Source organism: Mesorhizobium sp. M0189 (assembly GCF_040322135.1).
Classification (GTDB): Bacteria; Pseudomonadota; Alphaproteobacteria; order Rhizobiales; family Rhizobiaceae; genus Mesorhizobium.
Window position 1 is genome coordinate 187,046 of sequence record NZ_JAMYSW010000005.1, and the last position, 23,323, is coordinate 210,368.

The 23,323-nt window shown below is 62.6% G+C and carries 22 protein-coding genes; 9 read left to right on the forward strand and 13 right to left on the reverse strand.

The features are described 5' to 3' along the window. The first annotated feature begins 73 nt into the window (after positions 1–73). Complete coding sequence (locus tag NKJ09_RS11925) at positions 74–250, forward strand: hypothetical protein (protein ID WP_352481796.1); 177 nt, start codon at positions 74–76, stop codon at positions 248–250. 51 nt (positions 251–301) lie between these two features. Here NKJ09_RS11925 and NKJ09_RS11930 read toward each other — a convergent pair whose 3' ends face one another. From NKJ09_RS11930 to NKJ09_RS11950, 5 genes are all read right to left on the reverse strand, one after another. Further along, the gene (locus NKJ09_RS11930; RefSeq protein ID WP_352515674.1) at positions 302–1,204 is read right to left on the reverse strand and encodes an aminoglycoside phosphotransferase family protein; all 903 of its coding nucleotides are present in this window, start codon (positions 1,202–1,204) and stop codon (positions 302–304) included. 18 nt (positions 1,205–1,222) lie between these two features. Continuing rightward, positions 1,223–1,672, reverse strand: coding sequence for a DNA polymerase III subunit chi (locus NKJ09_RS11935; RefSeq protein ID WP_023719810.1), 450 nt, complete (start codon positions 1,670–1,672; stop codon positions 1,223–1,225). Positions 1,673–1,702: 30 nt separating this feature from the next. Next, positions 1,703–3,199, reverse strand: a complete 1,497-nt coding sequence (locus tag NKJ09_RS11940) for a leucyl aminopeptidase (RefSeq protein WP_023719811.1) — start codon at positions 3,197–3,199, stop codon at positions 1,703–1,705. An 87-nt stretch (positions 3,200–3,286) separates the two neighbouring features. Further along, a complete protein-coding gene (locus NKJ09_RS11945; protein ID WP_352494878.1) occupies positions 3,287–3,670 on the reverse strand; it encodes a VOC family protein in 384 nt (127 codons plus the stop codon). 73 nt (positions 3,671–3,743) lie between these two features. Then, complete coding sequence (locus NKJ09_RS11950) at positions 3,744–4,910, reverse strand: flavin-containing monooxygenase (RefSeq protein ID WP_352481799.1); 1,167 nt, start codon at positions 4,908–4,910, stop codon at positions 3,744–3,746. Positions 4,911–5,259: 349 nt separating this feature from the next. Here NKJ09_RS11950 and lptF point away from each other — a divergent pair, with 349 nt between their 5' ends. From lptF to NKJ09_RS11985, 7 genes are all read left to right on the forward strand, one after another. Continuing rightward, on the forward strand, positions 5,260–6,462 hold the full coding sequence (gene lptF, locus NKJ09_RS11955) for an LPS export ABC transporter permease LptF (protein ID WP_352494877.1): 1,203 nt from the start codon (positions 5,260–5,262) through the stop codon (positions 6,460–6,462). Further along, positions 6,459–7,544, forward strand: a complete 1,086-nt coding sequence (lptG, locus tag NKJ09_RS11960; protein ID WP_023719815.1) for an LPS export ABC transporter permease LptG — start codon at positions 6,459–6,461, stop codon at positions 7,542–7,544. Before lptF ends, lptG begins: the two co-directional genes overlap by 4 nt. Further along, complete coding sequence (locus tag NKJ09_RS11965) at positions 7,544–9,961, forward strand: LPS-assembly protein LptD (RefSeq protein ID WP_352494876.1); 2,418 nt, start codon at positions 7,544–7,546, stop codon at positions 9,959–9,961. Before lptG ends, NKJ09_RS11965 begins: the two co-directional genes overlap by 1 nt. A 119-nt stretch (positions 9,962–10,080) precedes the next feature. Next, positions 10,081–11,007 (forward strand): peptidylprolyl isomerase, encoded by a 927-nt coding sequence (locus tag NKJ09_RS11970; RefSeq protein WP_023719817.1) that lies wholly within the window; start codon positions 10,081–10,083, stop codon positions 11,005–11,007. A gap of 13 nt (positions 11,008–11,020) precedes the next feature. Further along, positions 11,021–12,049 (forward strand): 4-hydroxythreonine-4-phosphate dehydrogenase PdxA, encoded by a 1,029-nt coding sequence (gene pdxA, locus NKJ09_RS11975; protein ID WP_352494875.1) that lies wholly within the window; start codon positions 11,021–11,023, stop codon positions 12,047–12,049. A 52-nt stretch (positions 12,050–12,101) separates the two neighbouring features. Next, positions 12,102–12,941, forward strand: a complete 840-nt coding sequence (gene rsmA, locus NKJ09_RS11980; protein ID WP_023719819.1) for a 16S rRNA (adenine(1518)-N(6)/adenine(1519)-N(6))-dimethyltransferase RsmA — start codon at positions 12,102–12,104, stop codon at positions 12,939–12,941. Between the two features lie 396 nt (positions 12,942–13,337). Next, the gene (locus tag NKJ09_RS11985) at positions 13,338–13,835 is read left to right on the forward strand and encodes a GFA family protein (protein WP_352494874.1); all 498 of its coding nucleotides are present in this window, start codon (positions 13,338–13,340) and stop codon (positions 13,833–13,835) included. Here the strand turns inward: NKJ09_RS11985 and NKJ09_RS11990 are convergent. The 8 genes from NKJ09_RS11990 to fabD all read right to left on the reverse strand — a co-directional run bounded on the left by NKJ09_RS11990 (position 13,805) and on the right by fabD (position 21,114). Then, entirely contained in the window at positions 13,805–14,431 is a 627-nt protein-coding gene (locus tag NKJ09_RS11990) for a glutathione S-transferase family protein (RefSeq protein ID WP_352494873.1), read from the reverse strand. The two genes, NKJ09_RS11985 and NKJ09_RS11990, sit on opposite strands and share 31 nt — an antisense overlap. Before the next feature lie 166 nt (positions 14,432–14,597). Then, the gene (gene gmk / locus NKJ09_RS11995; protein ID WP_023719822.1) at positions 14,598–15,254 is read right to left on the reverse strand and encodes a guanylate kinase; all 657 of its coding nucleotides are present in this window, start codon (positions 15,252–15,254) and stop codon (positions 14,598–14,600) included. 33 nt (positions 15,255–15,287) lie between these two features. Continuing rightward, positions 15,288–16,178 carry a YicC/YloC family endoribonuclease gene (locus NKJ09_RS12000; RefSeq protein WP_023719823.1) on the reverse strand — a complete coding sequence of 297 codons (891 nt, stop codon included), beginning with the start codon at positions 16,176–16,178 and terminating at the stop codon, positions 15,288–15,290. Between the two features lie 137 nt (positions 16,179–16,315). Then, a complete protein-coding gene (gene mltG, locus NKJ09_RS12005; protein ID WP_352494872.1) occupies positions 16,316–17,536 on the reverse strand; it encodes an endolytic transglycosylase MltG in 1,221 nt (406 codons plus the stop codon). A 93-nt stretch (positions 17,537–17,629) separates the two neighbouring features. Beyond that, the gene (gene fabF / locus NKJ09_RS12010; RefSeq protein ID WP_352494871.1) at positions 17,630–18,892 is read right to left on the reverse strand and encodes a beta-ketoacyl-ACP synthase II; all 1,263 of its coding nucleotides are present in this window, start codon (positions 18,890–18,892) and stop codon (positions 17,630–17,632) included. Positions 18,893–18,926: 34 nt separating this feature from the next. Then, entirely contained in the window at positions 18,927–19,163 is a 237-nt protein-coding gene (locus tag NKJ09_RS12015) for an acyl carrier protein (RefSeq protein ID WP_006203723.1), read from the reverse strand. Positions 19,164–19,350: 187 nt separating this feature from the next. Next, positions 19,351–20,088, reverse strand: coding sequence for a 3-oxoacyl-[acyl-carrier-protein] reductase (fabG, locus tag NKJ09_RS12020; protein WP_023719826.1), 738 nt, complete (start codon positions 20,086–20,088; stop codon positions 19,351–19,353). 60 nt (positions 20,089–20,148) lie between these two features. Then, positions 20,149–21,114 (reverse strand): ACP S-malonyltransferase, encoded by a 966-nt coding sequence (gene fabD / locus NKJ09_RS12025; RefSeq protein WP_352494870.1) that lies wholly within the window; start codon positions 21,112–21,114, stop codon positions 20,149–20,151. A 246-nt stretch (positions 21,115–21,360) separates the two neighbouring features. On the opposite strand from fabD, the gene NKJ09_RS12030 reads away from it, so the two are divergent. After that, positions 21,361–23,286: an LTA synthase family protein gene (locus NKJ09_RS12030; RefSeq protein ID WP_352494869.1), complete on the forward strand. Its 1,926-nt coding sequence runs from the start codon at positions 21,361–21,363 to the stop codon at positions 23,284–23,286. The last annotated feature ends 37 nt before the right edge of the window (positions 23,287–23,323 follow it).

The window sequence follows — 23,323 nt, forward strand, 5'->3', positions numbered from 1 at the left end:
AAACCAGAGGAGAACGCCATGAACAGCTTCCATATCGTTTTCATCCACGCCCTCTTCGCTTCATCATGCATCCTTGCTCGCCTCCACGGTCCACGCGCTGACCCTGACGCTGGCCTCCGCACCGGCCCGTGCCGACGACTATGACGCAACCATCAAGGACATCCAGTCGACCATGGGCGCTTGGAGCTCTATCTTCAACGGCATGCAGGTCGATTTCGATACGTTCAGGAGGGAGACGGGCGGGCAGTAATGCTTTCGTTTTTGGAGCGGGATGCGTTCAAACTGAATTCTCCATCCCGCTCTAACTGTTTGTGTGATCCGCCAGCACCTCATTGATAACCCGCCACGATTTTTCCGCCTCGCGCTGGTTGCCGTCATGTCCCGAAGCGACGATCAGCGCCTTCCAGAGCGCCCAGCCCCGAGCGCGCGCCCAGCTGTGCTCGTCAAGGGAAATGGCGTCGCGGAACGCCTGGCGGCTCTCGCCGTAAAATTCCGTCCATGCGATCACCAGGTCACAGGCAGGATCGCCGATAGCCGAACTGCCGAAATCGACGACCGCGCAGAGCTTGCCATCTTCGACGAGCAGATTGCCTGAGGCAACGTCGCCATGGACCCAGACCGGCGGCCCTTGCCATCGCGAGCCGAGCGCGGTCGCCCACACCGCCTCGGCGGTTGCCTTGTCGATGCGGCCGCCGAGCGCCGAAAGCGCGGCTCGGGTCTGGGCGTCGTAGACTGAAAGCTGGCCACCGCGGTGGAAATTATGCTGACCTGCCGGTGGTCCGCCAGCGGCGTCGATCCGGTAGAGCGCAACCAGAAAGCCGGCCAGCGAACGAGCGAATTCATTGAGATCGGCAATCAGCCCACCAGCCGCCGGCCGGCCGCGAAGCCAGCGATAGACGGACCAAGGCCATGGATAGCCTTCACCGGGCGCGCCTCTGGCCAGTGGCACCGGTATCGGCAGAGGCAAGTGAGGCGCGAGGCGAGGCAGCCAGCGATGCTCCTTCTCGACCTGGGCAACATAGGCGGCAGCGCTGGGCAGCCGCACCGACATTCGATCGCCCAGCCGGAAGGTGCGGTTGTCCCAGCCGCCAGGCTCGACCGGCTCTACCGGCAGGTCCGCCCATTCAGGGAACTGCGCGGCAATCAAGCGGCGAACAAGTGCGGCATCTATCGATATGCTTGGTGTTTGATCATCAGGCGGCATCGGGCTTGCTCAGGTCTTCTAAGCCTTGCGTTCCCAGCGCCGGTCCGGTGTTTGCTGCCAGTAGGTCACGGTGTGGCCGGCCTCCTTCATTGTCTTCCAGTGCGTGCGTGCCGCCTCTAGCTGGGCTGCATCGTGGCCGTCGAACAGGAACACGGCGCGCTGGTAGCCGCCAAGCTCCGGCGGCACCGCGCCATCGACCAGGAAGCGTATCTGCGCCTGGTTCGGATTGTCAGGTCCGACGGTCAGAAGCACCGGCTGCTCGGCGGGATGGGCTTCGCGGTCCGTTGCATGGGCCAGGAACGAATCGTCCCGGAAAGTCCACAGATGCTGGTCCAGCGCGTCGCGCCGTTCCTCGGTGCCGGTCTGCACCACGGCGCGCCAGCCGCGATCGATGCTGCGCTCCAGGAGGCCGGGCAGCGCGTCCTCCAGGGTCGATTCGGTCAGGTGATAGAACAGGATTTCGGCCATGACTTCAGTCTAAATCATTTGGCGCGCCGCTCATTGCTCGTAATGATCGCGCACCAATCGGTCGAGCAATCTGACGCCGAATCCGGAAGCCCATGACTGGTTGATCTCGTTGGAGGGCGAGCCCATCGCGGTGCCGGCAATGTCGAGATGCGCCCAGGGCGTGTCCTTGACGAAGCGCTGCAGGAACTGCGCGGCGATGATGGCGCCGCCATAACGGCCGCCAATATTCTTCATGTCGGCATTCTTGGACTCGATCAGCTTGTCGTATTCGGCGCCGAGCGGCATGCGCCACAACCGCTCCTGCGTCGCCTGACCGGCCGCCGTCAGCCGGTCCGCTAGCTCGTCATTATTAGAGAACAGGCCAGCATAATGCTGGCCGAGCGCGACCATGATGGCGCCGGTCAGCGTCGCCAGATTGATCATGAATTTCGGCTGGAAGCGGTCGTTGCAGTACCACAGCGCATCGGCCAGCACGAGGCGGCCCTCGGCGTCGGTGTTGAGCACTTCGATGGTCTGGCCAGACATCGAGGTGACGATGTCGCCCGGTCGTTGAGCGTGGCCGTCGACGGCGTTTTCGACCAGCCCGACAATGCCCACGACATTGACCTTCGCCTTGCGCGCGGCCAGCGCGTGCATCAGCCCGGTGACGGCAGCAGCGCCGCCCATGTCGCCCTTCATGTCCTCCATACCGGAGGCCGGCTTGATCGAATTGCCGCCGGTGTCGAAGGTGACTCCCTTGCCGACGAAGGCGACCGGGCTTTCCTTGGCCTTGCCGCCGTCCCACCGCATGACGGCGATGCGGGCGCCACGCGGCGAGCCCTGCGCTACGCCCAGCAGCGAACCCATGCCGAGCTTCTTCATCTCCTTCTCGGCCAGGATCTCGACCGTGACGCCGAGCGCCTCCAGTTGGGCGATGCGGGCGGCGAATTCCACCGGTCCCAACACATTGGCCGGTTCATTGACCAAATCGCGCGCCAGCAAGACGCCGTCGATCACCGCCGCTTCATCGGCAAAGGCCTTCTTTGCGGCCGCCGGATCGGCCGTGTGAATGGTCACCTTTACCGGCTTTTTTGGCTCACGCTTGCCGTCACCATTGTCCTTTTTGGTCTTGTACTTGTCGAAGGAATAGCTGCGCAGCAGGATGCCCGCGGCAAGCTGAACGGCTTGCCTGCCGCTGACGGCGGCGCCGGGAAGATCGAGCACGACGGCCACTTCGGTTGCCTTGCGAAAGGATGCGGCAATCGTGCCGCCGAGCTTCAGCCAGGCGTAGTCATCGAGATTGGAGCCCTTGCCGGCGCCGACCGCCACCAGCCGCTCGAGCGACGTCCCTTCCGGTGCCAGCACTTCGACCTGGCTGGCGAATTTGCCGGTGAAGTCGGCGACGGGAAAGGCCCGCTCGAGGGTCTTTGCCGGATCGCAGGCCCTGACCGCATCACCGAGGCCGCCCTCGTCGGCCGCCAGAACGAAAACGCTGCCCTTTTTGGGCGCGGCGAATTTGGCGAAGGCGATCGAGGGTCTCGAATTCATCATGTCCTGCTTTCGGGGAAATGCGTTGGATTATCGGGGAGAGGCGTTCGATTGGGCAGATCGGATCTAAGATGCCGTGTTATTGCGTCAGTGAGCGGCGGGTTGAAACAGCTCGATGACATTGCCGGATGGGTCTTCGAGCAGGGTCTGGGAACCGCCGACGCCCGTTATGATATCGTTGCGAAAGACAAGTCCAGCACTCTTGAGACGCGCAACCTCTTCTTTCAGGTCCGGCACCACCAGCAGGATGCGGTTCCAGCCTCCCGGCACCGGCTGCCGGCCGTCGGGCATCGCCCGAGCACCCGAACTGCCGGGTCCGCTTAGAAGGAGCCGTAACGCGCCGCGCGTGACGGAGGCAAAAGCCGGTCGCGCGTCCTGTTGGACGGCGAAGCCCAGATGTCCGCAATAGAAGTCGATCGAGGCGGCGACATCATCGACAATGTAGCGAATGCTGACTGGCGTCATGATCATTGACCTTTCGGTTCGAGCACGTTCCAACAAGGCGTGTCTATTGCGGGCGGAACAGTCGGCATAGTCCTGCTCATTATCGCCGCTTGACAATCCGCGCCGCTATCGCCCTAGCCTGAATGCGGGCATTGGCGAAACAACCGCGAATGCTCGGCCGCATGCCGGTAAACCACAGACCGGGCAATCGCGGGTCGGCTTCGCCGCCGTTGAAAAGCGGAACGCCCTTGCCGTCGAGAACGCCGAGCTTGCCGACCATCTGCTCCAGCCCGGTCCGGTAGCCGGTCGCTGAGATGACGATATCGGGCGTGATAAACCTGCCGTCGTTCAATATGATGCCGTCGCGAGTAAATTCTCGCAATGGCGGCACCACCACGATCATGCCTGCCTTGATGGCGCGAACCGCGCCGTCATCGGCTGCAATCGCAGTGTAGTCGGCGCTCAGACGGCTCGCACCTCCTATGGAGGCCGGCGGAAGCCCGAATTTCGTCAGGTCGCCGAAAACCAGGCGCTGGGTTGTCGCCATCACCGCATCGGCAATCCGTACCGGCAAGCGCGCCATGAAAGGCGAAAGCCTGTGGACGGCGATCTTGCAGATGCGTTTCGGCAGCAATGACGGACCATTGCGGGCCGACAGCCAGATGCTTTCGGCGTCTGCATCCGCAAGATGATTGAGGACGTCGAAACCCGAATTGCCGGCACCGACCACCAGCACCTTTTTGCCGGCATAGTCTTTCGCCTCGCCAAAATCTGCCGAATGGACGATCCGGCCGGCAAAATCCTTCATGCCTTTCCATGCGGGAATAAACGGCTGCCGGTCGCGCCCGGTGGCGACGACGACATGGCGCGCCGGACGGGATCCGGAATTGGTCTGTACGGTCCAGTGATCGCCATCGAACGTGATCTCTTCGACGGCAACGCCGAATGTGACAGGCAGCCGGTGCACTTGGCTGAAATCGTTCAGATGGCGAATGACGGCGGTTCTGTGCGGGAAGGCCGGGGTGCCTGCGGGATAGCCGATGCCGGGCAGCGTCGAGAGATCGCGATGCGTGTTGAGGTGCAGACGTTGGTGCCGCCGATGCCAGGGCTCGGCAAGCCGGCTCTCCTTTTCCAGGACGAGCGTCGGTACGCCGGCCTTCATCAGGGCGTGGGCGGCGGCAAGGCCGGCCGCGCCGGCGCCGATCACAATCGCGCCATCAAAGACCGCTTCCCAACCGGTTTGACTGCGCAATTTTTCCGCTTCCATGCTGGGGCTCAACAGATCCTGACCCGTCTTATCACGCCGCCGCGGCGGCGATCGGCGCGACATTTGGTCGTTTTGCCGCATTTGACAAGACTTTGGCCGAAATCGCTCCCATATGCGACATTGAACCATCCACGATTCGTCGCGGCACGGCCCCGCTTCCCGCCGCAACCTGTTGTTAACCAACAATGTTCGCCCTTTCTTATCCATTGCCGCCGACACTCCGGCCCAGCGGAATTTGCGATACGGAACCCAGATCGAACCGCCAAACTGAGCCAGTTGTGCAGCCGGCGCCGGACGACTACCTTATTCCAAGGCATGATGCCGTTCGAAACCGCCGAGAAAAGCCTTCATGAAGGTCGTTGAACGTTACATCATGCGCCGTGCTTTCGCGGTATTCGCGCTGGCGCTCGTTTGGACGCTGGCGATCGTCTGGACGACTCAGGTGCTCGCCCGCATCGACCTCGTCACCGATAGCGGTCAGTCGGCCCTCACCTTCTTCGAAGTCGCAGCGCTGATCGTCCCGTCGATCGTTCCGATCGTCGTGCCGTTCGCCCTAGTCGTCGCGGTCGCGCAGATCCTCAGCGTGATGAATTCGGATTCGGAGCTGGCCGTCATCAATGCCGCCGGCGCTTCACGCTGGACCATCGTCAGGCCGATCATGCTTCTGGCACTCGCAGCCAGCGTTTTTTCGTTTGCTGTCGACAATGGCGTCGACCCTTACGCACGCCAGAAGAACCGCGAGTTGATTGCTTCGTCGCGTGCCGATCTGTTGTCGTTGATCATCCAGGAAGGCACCTTCCGCAAGATCGATGATGGCCTGTTCCTGCAGGTTGGCGAACGGCTTCCCGACAATCGCCTCGGCGGCATCTTCGTCGCCGACTCGCGCGAAGAAGGCGTCAATCTCATCTATTATGCCAAGACCGGCAGCATCATCGAACGCGGCGACGAGAAGGTGCTGATGATGAATGACGGCGTCATCCATCGCAAAACCATGACCGGCGACCTCTCGGTAATCCGGTTCACCTCCTACGCCTTCGACTTGTCCGCTTTCTTGTCGGCGTCATCTGACATTCTGCTTTTGCCGAAGGACCGGACGACCCAGTACCTGCTCAATCCCAGTCCGAACGACAAGATGTACCAGCAAAAGCCGAACAGGTACCTGGCCGAGCTCAACCAGCGTTTTTCCGAGTGGTCCTATTCGCTCGTCTTTGCGCTGATCGCGCTTGCGGTCGCCGGAGATGCGCGCTCGCATCGCGAGGCGCGCGTGCACCCGCTGATCACGGCAATCGCGATCGCGCTGTTCGTGCGCTGGCTCGGGTTCTTTGCCGCCGGCAAGGCCGACAAGGTGCCGCAATATGCCTATATGGTCTACGGCGTCCCGATCGTGGCATCGGCGATCGCTATCTGGTTCATCGTTTCCAACCGGACGATGGAACTGCCGGTTGCTTGGGCCGATTGGATAACCAATCTTGCCGGCCGCTTCAATGACGGCTGGAGCGCCGTCAAGCTCCGCTTTGCCCGGCGTGGCGCATCCGGACAGGGAGCCGGCTGATGGGCTGGACTCTGGGTCGGTACTTCTTCTTTCGCTATGTGACGATCACCATCTGGTTCTTCATCGGCCTTTTGGCGCTGGTGTTCCTGATCGATTTCACCGAGCTTTCCGGCCGCACGACCGGCGTGCCGGGCTTCACCTACGCAACTGCGTTCGCCATTTCGGGGCTCCGGATGCCGATGATCATGCTGCAGACGGTGCCGTTCGTCGGCCTGTTCTCGGCGATGGCGACCCTGGTGTCGCTCAACCGCAAATATGAATTGGTCATCGCCCGTTCCGCCGGGGTTTCCGCATGGCAGTTCCTGCTGCCGTGCTGCATCGGGGCGCTGCTGTTTGGGGCCTTGTCGGTTGGCGTCATCAATCCGATAGCCGCGCACGCCTATTCCTGGTCCGAGCAGATCGAGACCCAGCTCCGTTCGGGCAAGTCGAACACCGTCTCGGCCGACGCCGCGCCCTGGATCAGGCAGAAAACCAGCTCCGGCGATACCATCATCGGCGCGCGCGCCATTCTCAATCAAGGCCTGGAGATGGCCGACGCGGTCTTCTTCAGTTTCAGCCCGCAAGGCGACATCATCGAGCGCAAGGATGCCGCGCACGCCTTTTTGCGGGACGGCTACTGGGAATTGCGGGACGTCAAGGTGTTCCGGGACGGCACCATCCAGTCGTTACCCAGCGATCGGCTGCCGACCGATCTCAAGCCGGAATTCGTGCAAGAGCGGTTGGCGCGCCCTGAGACCATCCCCTTCTACGATCTGCCCGGCAAGATCGAGGTGGCCCGCTCCTTCGGCCTCAAGGCAAATGCCTTCGCCATGCAGTTCGATTCCCTGATTGCGCTGCCCTTCCTGCTCGTCGCGATGACGCTGATTGCGGCAACGGTATCAATGCGATTTGCGAGGATGGGGCAGTCGGCGACGATGATTCTGGGTGGCATCGTGGCCGGCTTTCTGCTTTATGTCGTTTCGGTGCTGGTCAAGGCATTCGGCGTAGCGGGATTCGTACCCACTGCCGTAGCGGCTTGGGTCCCGGTTGTCGTGGCTATGTTCTTCGGGGTGACATTCCTGCTATACAAGGAAGACGGCTAGTGAGGGAGGCGGTTTTGCGCAGCCATAGGCACGCCGGTTTGGCACGCCTCTCTGCGGCGAGCGCCTTGGCATGCCTGCTTGCCGGCGCTGCCCCGGTTGCTCCGGTTTTCGCCCAGGACGTCAGTGAGCTGGCAACGAAGGTTCCGAGCGGCACGCAGATGCTGCTGGCAGCCGATACGCTGGTCTACGACAACGACAAGCAGACTGTGACGGCCGTCGGCGGCGTCCAGATCGACTATGGCGGCAACCGTCTCGTCGCCCAGCGGGTCGAATACAACCGCAACACCAAACGCCTCGTCGCCAGCGGCAATGTCGAGCTCGTCAACAGCGACGGCACCAAAATCTATTCGCAGCATGCCGACATCACCGACGATTTCGCCGACGGCTTCGTCAACGCGCTGCGTGTCGAGACCGTCGACAAGGCGTATTTCGCCGCCGAAAGCGCGGAGCGCATGGGCGGCGTGCTGACGACGTTCCACAATGGCGTCTACACCGCCTGCGAGCCGTGCGAGGACAAGCCCGACAAAGCGCCGACCTGGCGTATCAAGGCCAGGAAGATCATCTGGAACGGCGAGAAGAAGACGGTTCGCTTCGAGAATTCGAATTTCGAGTTCTTCGGCTTTCCACTGGCCTATCTGCCGGCTTTCGAGATCGCCGACCCGACGGTCAAGCGCAAGAGCGGCTTCCTGATCCCCGGCGTCGCCTACAAGAGCGATCTCGGCGTCGGTGTTAGAGTTCCCTATTATTTCGCGCTCTCGCCGACCTACGATCTAACTGTCACCGGCAGCGGCTATACCAGACAGGGTTTCCTCGGTGAGGCCGAGTGGAGGCAGCGCTTCAACAACGGTCAGTACAGCCTGAAGATTGCGGGCATCCGTCAAGAGAATCCCGATGCCTTCATCGACGACAATGGCCACAACGTCAGTTCGGGTACCGAGGGCGATCCGAACAGGTTCCGCGGCATGATGGGCACCCAAGGCCAGTTCGCCATCAACCCGCGCTGGGACTTCGGCTGGGACATCCTGCTGCAGAGCGACAAGAGTTTCTCGCGCACCTACGATATCGATGGCTTCAACGATAGCGTACACCGCTCCGAGGTGTACCTGACGGGGCTCAACGATCGCAATTATTTCGATGTGCGCGCCATGCACTTCGACGTTCAAGAAGACACCCTCGCTAGCGATCCGACCGCCCGCGCCGCCAAGCAGCCCTGGGTGCTGCCCTCGCTCGACTACGCCTATATCCCCGACATGCCGGTGGCCGGCGGGCAGCTGTCGTTCGACGTCAACGCGCGGATCATAGACCGCGACAGGCTCGATACGGCTCTTGCAGATTCGGGCATCCCTTCGTCCGTCAACAACGTCCGCGGCATCGACGGTCAATCCGGCCGCGTTACCGCTGAGGCCGAATGGAAGCGCACCTTCACCACCGATGGCGGGCTGCTGCTGACGCCGCTGCTGGCGCTGCGCGGCGACGCCGGCTATGTCAACGCCTCCTCGGCCTCGCTCGACGCCGTCAACCAGATGGCGACCAATCTCGGCGTTGACGACGACATGCGTTCGTCGCTTGCCCGCTACATGGCGACCGCCGGCCTTGAGATGCGCTGGCCGGTACTGTTCTCGATGACCAGTTCCAGCCATGTCTTCGAACCGATGGCGCAAGTGTTCATGCGTCCGAACGAGCAATATGTCGGCGGGCTGGCGGTCCCCAACGAGGACGCCCAGAGCTTCGTCTTCGACGCCACGACGCTGTTCGAGCGCGACAAATTCTCCGGCTATGACCGCATGGAAGGCGGCACGCGCGCCAATGTCGGGCTGCGCTATTCCGGCGCGTACGACAATGGCTGGAGCACCAATGCGGTGTTCGGCCAATCCTACCAACTCGGCGGCCAGAACTCGTTCGGCACGCCGGATCTGGTCAATGTCGGCGCCTATTCGGGTCTTGAAACCGCAACCTCCGACTATGTCGGCCTTGTCGGCTTCAATAGCCCCAGCGGATTTTCCGGCTCGGTCAGCGGCCGTTTCGACGAGCAAAGCTTCGAGGTCCGCCGCGCTGAGGTAAAGGCCGCCTTTTCAGGCCTGCCCGTATCGCTGAGCGCCAAATACGCCTTCATCCAGGCGCAGCCGCTCTATGGCTTCTCCACGGATCGCCATGAGATCACGCTCGGCGCCTCGACGCATCTTGCTGAGAATTGGCGCGTCTTTGGCACCGGCACGTATGATCTGGAGCAGAGCATCCTGGTCAAGGACGGGGTCGGCTTTGCCTATAGCGATTCGTGCTTTACCTATTTGATGACGTTTTCGGAAAGACGTGACCTGAACACCAAGGAAGTATCGCAGAACGTCGGCTTCAACCTGTCGTTCCGCACGCTCGGCGATTTCGGCTCGTCGCAACGCTCCATCGACACCATCCAATAAGGGGAGCAGCAGTCGGCAACGGGGCGGCTGGCGGACGACATTGTTTCGCCGCATAGAGCAGGCACGAATTTCCGCGGCCTGAACTGGGACAGGTTGGGCCGAATCGAGATGGAATTGGGATGCTTTCGATGAGGAAATACCTCTTTTCGGCAGGCTTCGCGCTGCTGGTGGCGGTCTCGATCACCGCAGTGACGCGGCCGGTTTTCGCCAGCGAGATCAAATACGTCGTCAACAATATACCGATCACCACCGGCGACATCCAGCATCGCGCGGCTTTCCTGCGCCTGCAGCACAAAAAGGGCGATGCCGGCCAGGAAATGATCGACCAGACGCTGCGCATGGCCGAAGCCAGGCGGCTCGGCATCCGCATCAGCGACGCGCAGGTCGATGCCGCTTATCAGCGTTTCGCCACGAGCAACAAGATGCCGCTCAAGCAGCTTGACGGCGCCATGGCGCAATCCGGCGTCTCCAAGGAGCATTTCAAGGAGTTTATCCGGGCGCAGATGGCCTGGAACCAGGCGCTGACCGCGCGTCACCGTTCTAGCGACGGCGGCGGCGCCATAAGCGAGCAGGACCTCGTCAAGCGCATGCTCGAGAAAGGCGGTAGCAAACCGAGTGCCACCGAGTACATGCTGCAGCAGGTCATTTTCGTGGTGCCGGCCGCCGAGCGAAGCGCGACGCTGGCCAAGCGCAAACGCGAAGCCGACGCCATGCGCGCCCGCTTCAACGGCTGCAACACCACGCGCGAATTCGCCAAGGGCCTGATGGATGTCACCGTTCGCGATCTCGGCCGGGTGCTGGCGCCGCAATTGCCGCTGGACTGGGCCGAGCAGATAAAAGCTACAAAGGTTGGCGGCGCCACCACGACGCGCGAAACCGACCGCGGCGTCGAATTCATCGGCATCTGCTCGTCGCGCGAGGTGTCAGACGACAAAGTCGCGCAGATGGTGTTCCAGAATGAAGGTTCGAGCGACAAGAACGCCGACGAGCTCTCGAAGAAATATGTCGAGGAGTTGCGGAAGAAAGCCCGCATCATCGAGCGCTGAAGTCGCGATAGCCGTGCCTCACGCAGAGCTTCCGCTGGCGCTGAGCGTCGGCGATCCGTCCGGTGTGGGGCCGGACATCGCCATCGCCGCTTGGCAGGCCCGCGATACCGCCGGCGTTCCGTCTTTCTATCTTCTTGCCGATCCGGCACTGATTGCCGCGCGGGCGCACAGGCTCGGCGCCGATATTGCGATGGCCGAGACAACGCCGGCGCTAGCGCCGGAGATGTTTTCGCGCGCGCTGCCGGTGGTGGCGCTTGCCGCCCGTTTCATCGACAGTCCCGGCCGCCCTGATCCAGCCAACGCCGCCGGCATCGTCGAGGCGATCGACCGCGCCGTCGCCGACTGCCTGGCCGGCCGCGCTGCCGCGGTCGTCACCTGCCCCATTGCCAAGAAGCCGCTCTACGATGCCGGCTTTCGCTTTCCCGGCCACACCGAATATCTGGCGCATCTGGCATCGCTTCATACCGGTACCGAGGTGACGCCGGTGATGCTGCTTGCCGGACCGGACCTGCGCACCGTGCCGGTCACCATCCACATCGCGCTGGCCGAGGTGCCGAAGGCGCTTACGACCGACCTGATCGTCACCACCGGCCGCATCACCGCCGCCGACCTTGCAAACCGCTTCGGAATTGCCAAGCCGCGGCTCGCCATTACCGGCCTCAACCCGCACGCCGGCGAAGGCGGCGCGATGGGCACCGAAGATGAGCGCATCGTACGCCCGGCGGTCGACAGGCTGAGGCAGGAAGGGATCGACGCCTTCGGGCCATTGCCCGCCGACACGCTGTTTCATGCTCGCGCCCGCGCCGGCTACGACGTGGCGCTCTGCATGTATCACGACCAGGCGCTGATCCCGGCCAAGGCGCTGGCGTTTGACGAGGCTGTCAACGTCACGCTCGGCCTGCCCTTCATCCGCACCTCGCCCGACCATGGCACCGCCTTCGACATCGCCGGCAAGGGCATCGCCCGCGCCGACAGTCTGATTGGCGCACTGAAGCTCGCTCGCCTACTTGCCGATACTGGGACAAAAACTGCAGGCCAATGAGCCCAATCCGATGATCCTAACCCAATGAGCCCAGCCCGATGAGCCCAGCCCGATGAGCATAGACGGGCTGCCGCCGCTGCGTGAGGTGATCGAGCGCCATGGGCTGCAGGCGAAAAAGGCGCTCGGCCAGAATTTTCTGCTCGACCTTAACCTGACAAGCAAGATTGCGCGGACCGCCGGCGACCTGAGCGACGTTACGGTTATCGAGGTCGGTCCCGGTCCGGGCGGGCTGACTAGGGCCCTGCTCCTCAACGGCGCCCGGCGGGTCGTCGCGATCGAGCGCGACGAGCGCTGCCTGGCGGCCTTGGCCGAGATCGCGAACCACTATCCGGGTCGGCTCGAGATCGTGGCCGGCGATGCGCTGAAAACTGATTTTGCAGCGCTTGCCAAAGGAGTGCCGGGAAGCAGCGGGTCGGCGAAAATCGTCGCCAACCTGCCTTACAATATCGGCACCGAATTGCTGATCCGTTGGCTGACCGTCACCGAGTGGCCGCCTTTCTACACATCGATGACGCTGATGTTCCAGCGCGAGGTCGCCGAACGCATTGCAGCCAGCCCCGGCAGCGAGGCCTATGGCCGGCTCGGCGTGCTGGCAGGGTGGCGGACGGAGGCGAGGATTGCCTTCGACGTGCCGCCGCAGGCGTTCACGCCGCCACCCAAGGTGACGTCCTCGGTTGTGCATCTGGTGCCACGCGCCAGCCCCTTGCCGGCAGAGGTGAAACGGCTCAGCCGCGTCACCGAAGCGGCGTTCGGCCAGCGCCGGAAAATGCTGCGGCAGAGCGTGAAAAGCCTTGGCGGCGAGGCGCTGCTCACCCGCGCCGGCATCGATCCGACCAGGCGTGCGGAGACGCTCAGCGTCGAGGAATTCGTGCGGCTGACGAATGCGGTGTGAGGCTGTGATGCAGGAACTTGGAGTGGTCGCTCGGCTTTTCCCACTTATCGAGGCAGGCGAGAAAATATCCACCATACGCTGGCGCGAAATATCGATTTTGCCGGGCTATATGCGCTATGTTTGTGACGGCGATGCCAGCAGGATCGCGATTGTGTGGGTCACGCGCTGCACCGATCTGCGCCTGTCCGAGGCGGCAGCGTTCCTTGGAGAGAATCGGAATGGCCCAAGAGGTCACGGGGATGCGAGAGCACTATCCGCAGATCGGACGGACCGACATTGTACAGATCATTGAACACTTGACACCCGCCCAGACAAAGCGTCGCCCCGACTACCCGCCTGAAGTCCGATAAAAGTGTGCTATCTGGTAAACTTCGATCGCACAGAGGAATGCCAGTCGTGACGCTGCAGGAGCCGACCAACACCCGCACGCTAGGTGGATCATGCCAGTGCGGTGCAGTCACCTATAAGGTGACGGACGAGTTCATATTTGCCGTGAATTGCCATTGCTCGATCTGCCGTCGCGCAACCGGCGCAGCGTTCAAGCCACTCGCAGGCATAGAGCGTGTCAAATTGCGCATCCCGAGTGGGGAGGACAAAATCCAGATCGTCGACGGCAATAGCTGGCATGACGAGCGATGCAAGCTATGCGGGTCGTTCCTTTTTGCGGTTGTTCGTGACGGCGCGTTCGCCCACATCGCTATGGGGACCCTCGTCGACGACCCAAACATTCGCCCAAGCGCGCACATTTTCGTCGGCTCCAAGGCACCTTGGTTCACCATTACAGACGACCTGCCGCAATATGACGAAAATATTGTCGAAGACAGGAGCGAATTCACGGAAGCGTCGAGCTTCGTGTCGTTCCATCAGGAGAGCGATACCGCAAAGCCGCGTTGAACCCCCGGCCGTGCCATCATAGTCCCATACCAGCGCTCAACATTCGGAAATTCGGCAAGATCGACTTGATGCCGCTCGTGCCGCCATGCCCAGCCGAGAAGAGCAAAATCGGCGATCGACAGCTCGCCCGAGAGATACTCGACCTCCGCCAGCCTCCGATCGGCGACTCCGTACAGGCGTCGGGTCTCTGCGCTATAGCGTGCCAGTCCGTAGCGGCGGTCCTGGTCGTCGGTCACGCCAAGAAAGTGGTGCACCTGGCCCGGCATCGGACCGAAACCACCCACCTGCCACATTAGCCATTCCAACACAGGGACTTGCGCGCTGAGTCTGGACGGCCAAAAGTGGCCGGTCTTCTGGCCTAGGTAAATTAGGATGGCACCCGACTCGAACACGCTGATCGGTCTACCGTCCGGTCCGGCGGGATCGACGATGGCGGGGATACGATTGTTGGGGCTAATGCGCAGAAACCCAGAGGCATGCTGTTCGCCCTTCGTGATGTCGACCACCTTCACCGTGTAGGGCAGCCCCATCTCCTCGAGCGCGACGCTGATCTTTCGGCCATTCGGTGTGTCAAAAGCCCATAATTCAATCGGCATGCCAACTCTCTATCGCGTTTCATGCCGACGTTGATCGCTGGTACGAGGGCGTCTCTCTCGTCAACCAACATCGGCAAATGTCCGTTATCCCGACAAGTGGACACTATCTTCGTGTGCTCCCACATCCCGAAAGACGCCTCAGGCCGGACGCTTACGATAAAGGTGCTCAATCCGTCTTCTCATCGAGCAGCCCCGAGACGAAATCGAACAGGCCCGGCCGGCGATCGCGTCTGAGCCGTTCGGCCGTGACGATGCCGCGCACCTCGGCGAAAGCGCGGTCAAGATCGTCGTTGACGATGACGAAATCATATTCCTTCCAGTGCTCGATCTCATTACGGGCGTTCTTGAGCCGCGTCTCGATTACCGCTTCCTGGTCCTCGGCGCGACGCTTCAGCCGCGCCTTCAATTCCTTCATCGACGGCGGCAGGATGAAGATCGAGACGATGTCGGCGCGCATCTTCTCCTTGAGCTGCTGAGCGCCTTGCCAATCGATGTCGAACAGCATGTCGCGGCCTTCTGCCAGCGCCTGTTCGGCCGGCTCGCGCGGCGTCGCGTAGCAATTGCCGTGCACCTCCGCCCATTCGAGCAGCGCATCGGAATCGCGCAGCCGCTCGAACTCGCGCATCGTGCGGAAGTGGTAATGGACACCCTCGATCTCGCTGCCGCGGCGTGGCCGCGTGGTGACCGAGACCGACAATTCCAGGCTGGAATCGCTCTCCAGCAGGTTGCGCGCGATCGTCGACTTGCCGGCGCCTGAGGGCGACGACAACACCAGCATCAGCCCGCGGCGCCGAATGCGGGAACCCACATCCCTAGTGGTCATGGGGCTTGGCAGTCATGTGGCTTGGCATCGGGATCATTCCAGATTCTGGACCTGTTCGCGAAACTGGTCGACGACCGCCTTCAGTTCCAGTCCGATGGCGGTGACCGCGGCAGCATTCGACTTGGAACACAGCGTATTCGATTCGCGGTTGAATTCCTGCGCCAGGAAATCGAGCTTGCGGCCGACGGCGCCACCGCCGGCGAGCAGCGCCCGGCCCGACGCCACGTGCGTCTTCAGCCGGTCGATCTCCTCGCGTATGTCGGCCTTGGTGGCCAGGAACGCCGCTTCCATATGCAGCCGGCTGGCATCCAGATTGGCTGATGCGTCCATCAGCAGCCGGATCTGCTCTGCAAGCCTTTCGCGGATCGTGGCCGGCTCGCGTGATGGATCGGCCTCGGCCCGCAGTGTCAGCGCCTCGATGGCATCGATATGGCCGGACAGCAGGGAACGAAGCGCCGCACCTTCGCCTTGGCGCGCCTGCTGCAGCCCGTCCAGTGCTGCTTCCAGCGCCGACAATATCGCGGTATCGAGCGCACTGCGCGCCTCTTCGGTTTCGATGGCTTCGGGAATGTCGAGCACGCCGCGCAGCGCAAGCAGTCCGTCGGCCGCCGCAGGCGCTACTCCGAACTGCTCCTGCAGCCGCTTGGCTAACCCCGCCAGATCCTTCAGGAAAGCCTCGTTGACCACGGGTTGCGCTTGCGCGCCGGCGGCGCGGCCAATGGTCAGCGTCATCTGGAAATTACCGCGCCCAAAACGCTTTTGCACCGTCTGCCTGACGGCAGGCTCCAGCCGGTCGAAACCTTGCGGCAGTCGCAGCCTGACCTCGACGCTCTTGCCGTTGACGGACTTGGCTTCCCAGGCAATCGAAGTGCCTTCGTGTTCGGCGACACTGCGCGCAAAACCGGTCATACTCTGCAAGTTCATGTTGCCGTGCGTCCCCTTGCCGAATGCCCCTCAAGCCGGAACGATTGCTCCGGACAGGACCATGTGAATTTCAATGCCATAGCAGCCCTTGCACATCCACCCGGACATGCACAGGGCCGACCTGATGGCGTCTGGCCCTACTGGGCGGCGGTAGCCCCCGCATCGTCAACGATGGCTCCCGCCGGCGTGTCGGCTCCGGTATTGGTTGCCCCGGCCTTGGCGGCGTCCTGCGCCTGCTTTTTCAGCAGTGCCCGGTAGCGAGCGACATTCTCGTTATGCTCATCGAGCGTCGCGGCAAAGACGTGGCCGCCGCTGCCGTCGGCGACGAAGTAAAGATCGCTGGTCTTCGACGGATTGGCGACTGCCTCCAGTGCCGCACGGCCGGGATTGGCGATCGGCGTCGGCGGCAAGCCGTTGATCAGATAGGTGTTGTAGGGCGTCGGCTTCTGGATGTCCGACTGATAGATCGGGCGGTCGATGGGTTTGCCCTTGCCGCCGAACAGGCCGTAGATGATGGTCGGGTCCGACTGCAGCCGCATACCCTTGGCCAGCCGGTTGAGGAAAACGGCGGCTACCCGCGAGCGTTCATCGCCCTTACCTGTCTCCTTCTCGACGATCGAGGCCAGGGTGACAAAATCCTCAATATTGGCGATCGGCAGATCCGGCGCTCGGCGCTGCCAGACTTCGTCGACCAGCCTTTTCTGGTCGGCCAGAAGCTTGTCGACCATCTGTTGGCGTGTTGCGCCGCGGGTGAAGCGCAGCGTGTCGGTGGCGAGGCTGCCCTCGGGTGGAGTGGTCGACGGCATATCGCCGGTCAGTGCGTCCTGCTCGGCGATCCGTTGCAGTGCCTGCTCGACCGTCAGCCCCTCGGGGATGGTCAGCGAATACATCACCGACTTGCCGCTCTTCAGCAGTTCCATGATATCGTGCATCGAGGCCTGCGGCTTGATCTCGTATTCGCCAGCCTTCAGGGCGGAATCAGTGCCGAAGGCGCGTACGCCAAGGCGGAAGATGCGGGCGTCGCTGATCAGCCCTCGCCGCTCAAGCTGGTCGGCGATCTCCTGGACGCCGCTATTCGGCTTGACCAGGAAAGTGTCGCCATTGGCCGACGGGCCAGGCTCGTTGAATTCCTGCTTGCCGAAATACAGCGCAACGCCTGCCGCCAGGACCATCAGCATCACCGAAGAGATGACGAAGTTCATGAACACGACGAACTGGCTGCGCGAGGCACGCGAGCGCTTCGGCGGCGGCGTGCCGGCCTCGGGCCGCAACGCCTCGCTGGCCGTCTTCGGCACGATCGGGCCGGGGGTTGCTGCCCGTTGCCCGAATTCCCCGTTATCGGCCGGATTTGTGTTCATAGCGCCCTACCAATTGATCTTGCGACGAATCCCCTCGGGCAGAGTAGGGGCGAATATGGCAAAATTGACGGCAGACGCAAACCGGCGGAGCGGTCAGCCATTGTAGCGCTGGAAGACGAGCGAGGCGTTGGTGCCACCGAAGCCGAAGGAGTTGGACAGCGCCACGTCGATCTGCCGGGCTCGCGGCTTGTGCGGCACAAGGTCAATCGCCGTTTCGCGCTCCGGATTGTCGAGATTGATGGTCGGCGGCGCGATGTTGTCGCGAATGGCGAGGATCGAAAAGATCGCCTCGGCAGCACCAGCCGCGCCCAGCAGGTGGCCAATCGACGATTTGGTCGACGACATCGATATCTTCGAGGCGGCGTTGCCGACCAGCCGCTCGACGGCGCCGAGTTCGATCGTATCGGCCATGGTCGAGGTGCCGTGGGCGTTGATGTAGTCGACATCGGCGGGCGTCAGCTTCGCCCGGTTCAGCGCCGCCGTCATGCAACGGAAAGCGCCGTCGCCGTCCTCGGCAGGCGCGGTGATGTGATAGGCGTCACCGGTCAGGCCGTAGCCGGTGACCTCGGCATAGATCTTGGCGCCGCGGGCCTTGGCGTGTTCGAGCTCCTCGAGCACGACAACACCGGCGCCCTCGCCCATGACGAAACCGTCGCGATCGCGATCATAGGGGCGCGAGGCCGTTTGCGGCGCGTCGTTGCGGTCGGTGGAGAGCGCGCGGCAAGCCGCGAACCCAGCGATCGAAAGCCTCGTCACCGGCGCTTCGGCGCCGCCCGCGACCATAACGTCGGCATCGCCCCAGATGATCAGCCGGGCGGCATCGCCGATGGCGTGCGCACCGGTCGAGCAAGCGGTGACGACGGCATGGTTGGGGCCTTTCAGCCCATGCCGGATCGAGACCTGACCGGACACGAGGTTGATGATTTGGCCGGGGATGAAGAACGGGCTGATGCGGCGCGGACCGCGTTCCTTGAGGATCATCGCATTCTCGGCGATGCCTTCGATGCCGCCGATGCCGGAACCGATCAGCACGCCGGTGGCGCACTGTTCCTCATGCGTCTTCGGCTGCCAGCCGGAATCCTTGAGCGCCTCGTCGGCGGCCGCGATCCCGTACAGGATGAAGTCGCCGATCTTGCGCAGTTCCTTCGGCTCGAGAACGGCTTCAGGATTGAAAGTGGCATTGGAGCCGTCACCGCGCGGAATGACGTGGGCGACCTTGCAGGCAAGGTCTTCCACCTCGAATTCGGTGATGCGCTTGGCTGCACTGCGGCCGGTCAGAAGCTCCTTCCAGCTGTGCTCGAAGCCCATGCCGAACGGCGAAAGCAGCCCAAGGCCCGTGACGACGACACGCCTCATCGCAGGTCCTCCCCGGTGATGACTGCAAATAGCGTCAGGCGGAGGCCTTGTCGATGTATTTCACCGCATCGCCAACAGTCAGGATGGTCTCGGCCGCATCGTCGGGGATTTCGACGCCGAACTCTTCTTCGAACGCCATGACAAGTTCGACCGTGTCGAGGCTGTCCGCGCCCAGATCATCGATGAAGCTCGCCTGCTCCGTCACCTTGTCGGCATCGACGCCAAGGTGCTCGATGACAATCTTCTTGACGCGCTCTGCGGTGTCACTCATTTGGGCATCCTCGTCTTTTGGTTGTCTGTCTTCGTTAGCGGGCAGAATGCCGCTAATCAAGCTGAAAGATGGTCCTGCCGGAAACGCAGCGGAACAGGACCGATTTTTGCCCGAACCGCCGGGTTGCGGGCGGCATTACACGAAAAATCCCGTGCATCCAAGACGGAATGAAGCGTTTTCCCAAGTGTTAGATCATTGCCATGCCGCCATTGACATGAACGGTCTGGCCGGTGACGTAGGCCGCCTCATTGGAAGCGAGGTAGGCGACGGCAGAGGCGACTTCGGCGCCCGTGCCCATGCGCCGCGTCGGGATCGCCGCCATGATCGCCTCTTTCTGCTTGTCGTTGAGCTTGTCGGTCATCGCCGATTCGATGAAGCCCGGGGCGACGCAGTTGACGGTTATATTGCGGGTGGCGATCTCCTGCGCCAGCGATTTGGAAAAGCCGATCATACCGGCTTTGGAGGCGCAATAATTGGCCTGGCCGGGATTGCCGGTGACGCCGACCACTGAAGTGATGTTGATGATGCGGCCATGGCGGCGCCGCATCATCGGATGGGTAAGCTCGCGGGTCAGCCGGAACACGGCGGTCAAGTTGACCTCGATCACGCTATCCCAGTCGGCATCAGCCATGCGTACGAACAACCCGTCCTTCGTGATGCCGGCATTGTTGACGAGGATGTCGACGCCTTCGAGATCGGCCTCCGCCTTCTGGCCAAGCGCCTTGACCTCGTCGCGATTGGAAAGATTGGCCGGAAACAGCTTGACCCGGTCGCCCAGTTCGGCGGCCAGCGCCTCCAGTTTCTCGATACGCGTGCCGTGCAGGCCGACGATGGCGCCCTGGCCATGCAGCACGCGGGCGATCGCCTCGCCGATGCCCCCCGATGCGCCGGTGACGAGCGCCTTGCGGCCGGTCAATTCGAACATTTTTGTCTCCTGATCTGAGCGAACACCCTTCGCACGGAGCGGGGTCAAATCGCCAGTTGATTATGCAAGCGCCGCCAGCGCCGCCTCGACATCCGCCGCGGATCCGATTGCACTGGTGGCAATATCGCGGTTAATGCGCCGCGCCAGCCCCGACAGAACCTTGCCGGCGCCTACTTCATATAGCGTCGCAACGCCATTCGCGCCGAACCACTCCACCGTTTCGCGCCAGCGCACGCGCCCGATCACCTGTTCGACGAGGCGGCGGGCGATCTCGTCGGGATCGCTCGTCGGGGTCACCGTAACATTGGAGACCAGCGGCACGGCCGGTGCACTCTTCGTCACGGCGGCCAGTGCCTCCCGCATGATCTCGGCCGCCGGCTTCATCAATGCCGAATGGAAGGGCGCCGAAACCTGCAGCATGAGCGCCCGCTTGGCGCCCTTCTTCGTGCATAGCTTCGCCGCCAGTTCGACCGCCGACCTGGCGCCGGAGATTACCAACTGGCCGCCGCCATTATCATTGGCGATCTGGCAAACCAAGGCTTGCGCGGGATCTTTGGCCGCGCCTTGGGCAGCCTCTGCGCAGGCGGCTTCGACGTCGGCTTGTTCCAGCCCGATGATCGCCGCCATGGCGCCCTCGCCGGCCGGTACCGCCGCCTGCATGGCGTTACCCCGGATGCGCAACAGCCGGGCGGCGTCGGCGACCGAAACGAAACCGGCGGCCGCAAGTGCCGAATATTCGCCAAGCGAGTGGCCGGCGACATAGGTGACCTTGCCTTTCAGGGAGAAGCCGCGCGCCTCCAACGCCCGGATTGCGGCAAGCGACACCGCCATCAGCGCCGGCTGGGCATTGGCGGTCAGCGTCAGCGTCTCTTCCGGGCCTTCCCAGATAAGCTTCGATAGATTTTCGCCGAGCGCATCATCGACTTCCTCGAAGATCCGCCGCGATTCAACAAAGGTATCGGCAAGGTCCTTGCCCATGCCGACAGCCTGGCTGCCCTGCCCCGGAAAGGTGAATGCGATGGCCATCGGCGGCTCCCAGCTGCTGGTTCTCGTTGCCTGTGACGCAAGGCGTGCGGCCAAGTCAAGTCCAACCTTGACCGCGCAACGTCGGCCGAGTGCCTGTTTCGGCAGGCTTTTTGGCGATCACTCATGATGAAAACCGCTCACGATTTGTTTGCTGGCTCTTCTTATTTCCGCCACAGGCGCTAGCTTTGCGTGACAGTTCGATGACAGTCGAGTGACGCTTTTGTTGCGGGCCGGGGAACTATTGCAGTGGCAAAGACCAAGAAGAGCGCAGCCGAGGCCGCGCCACAGTTTCTCGAAGGCGATCCGGCCACCGGCTATCTGCCAGGGCGCAAATGGCCTGTCATCCGCTATGGCTTCATCAGCCTGTTGGCCGCGGCCATCCTGGTGTTCGCTATCGAATTGATCGTGCGCGGCAACTTTGCCGGCACCATCGACTTCTTTCTGCAGCCCTTCAAACCCGGCTGGACCACAATCATCATTTTTGCGTTGATCCTCATAGGGCTCGACGCCGTGCTCGGCCGCAGCCATCAGAGCCTGATGATCCTCGCGCCGCTGACGTTGTCGCTGGCGTTCGTCGGCCACCAGAAGTCGCTCTATCTCGGCGATCCGCTCTATCCGACCGATTTCCTCTATTCTCGGCAGATCGTGGCGCTGATGCCGCTCCTGGTACGCGATCGCCCGGGAACCGCCATTGCCCTGGCGATCGGCATCGTCGGCGGGCTGTCGCTTCTCGTCTATGGCTGGCGGCTATGGCGCCGCCGCGTTCCGGCGCTCAGCCACAAGGGCCGCCTTGCCCGGCTGACGCTGACAGTGCCGCTGATCGCCTTCTTCGTCTCCATCATGGACTATGCCACTTTCTCATGGACGCGCGACCGGCTGCAGATCATCCCGATCATGTGGGACCAGAAGGAAAACTATGCCTCGAACGGTTTTGCGCTCGCATTCGCGCTGAACGTCCCGATGGCCCATGTCTCGGCGCCGCCCGGCTATTCCGGCAAGGCGATCGAAGCGATCGGCAAACCGCAGGTGACGGTCTCGGTACCCGCCGAGAAGCCCGACATCATCGTCGTCATGAGCGAATCCTTCTGGGATCCGACCAAGCTGCCCGGCGTCACCATCACGCCCGACCCTATCCCCAATGTGCGGGCACTGCGCACGGGCTACATGTTCTCGCCCGAATTCGGCGGCATGACGGCCAACATCGAGTTCGAGGCCCTGACCGGCTTTTCCAACGCCTTCCTGCCGGCGGGCAGTATTCCTTACCAGCAATATGTGCGGACACCGACCCCGTCACTGGCGACCTTCCTGAAAAGTCAGGGCTATCGGGCACGCGCCATCCACCCCGGCACCAACTGGTTCTGGAACCGGGGAGCCGTCTATGCCGATTTCGGCTTCAACGACTTCAAGTCCGAGGAGACGTTGCCGCCCATGCAAAAACGCGGACCGCTCGCGTCGGACGCGGCGATGACCGACGAGATCATCCACGAGGCCGATACCAGCGCCGAGCCGGTGTTCTTTTTCGCCGTCAGCCTGCAGAACCACGGGCCGTATGAGCCGTATCGCTATAACAATCCGACCCATAAGGTGCAGGCGCCGATCAGCCAATGGGCGCGTGAATCGCTGTTGAGCTACGCCGAAGGCTCTTCCGACGCGGACCGCGGCCTCGAGCGGCTGATCGAATGGGCGAAGAAACGCCAGCGGCCGACGGTCATCGCCTTCTTCGGCGACCATCTGCCGCCGCTTGGGCCGGTCTACGTCGAGACCGGTTTCATGAAGGACAATGTCGCGCCGCGCAAGGAGGCGGCCGACCAGATGCTGCTGCATCACCAGACGCCGCTGATCGTCTGGTCGAACCGCAGCGGCCCGGCCGAGGATCTCGGCGCCGTCAGCCCAGCCTTCCTGCCCTACCATATCCTGAAGACTGCCGGCATCAGTCATCCCTATTATACCGGCTTCCTCGGCCAGTTGCGGGAGCACTACCGCGTCATCGACCGCAATTTGCTGTTGGCACCGGCGGGCGACGCCACCCCCGATTGGTCGCGTCAGAAAGAGATCGACCCGGCAATCCGCGACTTCCGTCTGCTGCAGTACGACATGATGTTCGGCAAGCGCCATGCGGCGCCCGACTTCTTCCCCGAAACCACAGGCAAAGTGGCTGCGCACACGAGTTGAGCAACGGCGGCGGAACGGCCGTTGGGCGACTGACGTC

Coding starts and splice junctions, on each gene's coding strand:
- NKJ09_RS11930 (WP_352515674.1), bottom strand. CDS start 1,204: ATGCCGCCTGATGATCAAACACCAAGCATATCGATAGATGCCGCACTT.
- NKJ09_RS11935 (WP_023719810.1), bottom strand. CDS start 1,672: ATGGCCGAAATCCTGTTCTATCACCTGACCGAATCGACCCTGGAGGAC.
- NKJ09_RS11940 (WP_023719811.1), bottom strand. CDS start 3,199: ATGAATTCGAGACCCTCGATCGCCTTCGCCAAATTCGCCGCGCCCAAA.
- NKJ09_RS11945 (WP_352494878.1), bottom strand. CDS start 3,670: ATGATCATGACGCCAGTCAGCATTCGCTACATTGTCGATGATGTCGCC.
- NKJ09_RS11950 (WP_352481799.1), bottom strand. CDS start 4,910: ATGGAAGCGGAAAAATTGCGCAGTCAAACCGGTTGGGAAGCGGTCTTT.
- lptF (WP_352494877.1), top strand. CDS start 5,260: ATGAAGGTCGTTGAACGTTACATCATGCGCCGTGCTTTCGCGGTATTC.
- NKJ09_RS11970 (WP_023719817.1), top strand. CDS start 10,081: ATGCTTTCGATGAGGAAATACCTCTTTTCGGCAGGCTTCGCGCTGCTG.
- rsmA (WP_023719819.1), top strand. CDS start 12,102: ATGAGCATAGACGGGCTGCCGCCGCTGCGTGAGGTGATCGAGCGCCAT.
- NKJ09_RS11990 (WP_352494873.1), bottom strand. CDS start 14,431: ATGCCGATTGAATTATGGGCTTTTGACACACCGAATGGCCGAAAGATC.
- gmk (WP_023719822.1), bottom strand. CDS start 15,254: ATGACCACTAGGGATGTGGGTTCCCGCATTCGGCGCCGCGGGCTGATG.
- NKJ09_RS12000 (WP_023719823.1), bottom strand. CDS start 16,178: ATGAACTTGCAGAGTATGACCGGTTTTGCGCGCAGTGTCGCCGAACAC.
- mltG (WP_352494872.1), bottom strand. CDS start 17,536: ATGAACACAAATCCGGCCGATAACGGGGAATTCGGGCAACGGGCAGCA.
- fabF (WP_352494871.1), bottom strand. CDS start 18,892: ATGAGGCGTGTCGTCGTCACGGGCCTTGGGCTGCTTTCGCCGTTCGGC.
- NKJ09_RS12015 (WP_006203723.1), bottom strand. CDS start 19,163: ATGAGTGACACCGCAGAGCGCGTCAAGAAGATTGTCATCGAGCACCTT.
- fabG (WP_023719826.1), bottom strand. CDS start 20,088: ATGTTCGAATTGACCGGCCGCAAGGCGCTCGTCACCGGCGCATCGGGG.
- fabD (WP_352494870.1), bottom strand. CDS start 21,114: ATGGCCATCGCATTCACCTTTCCGGGGCAGGGCAGCCAGGCTGTCGGC.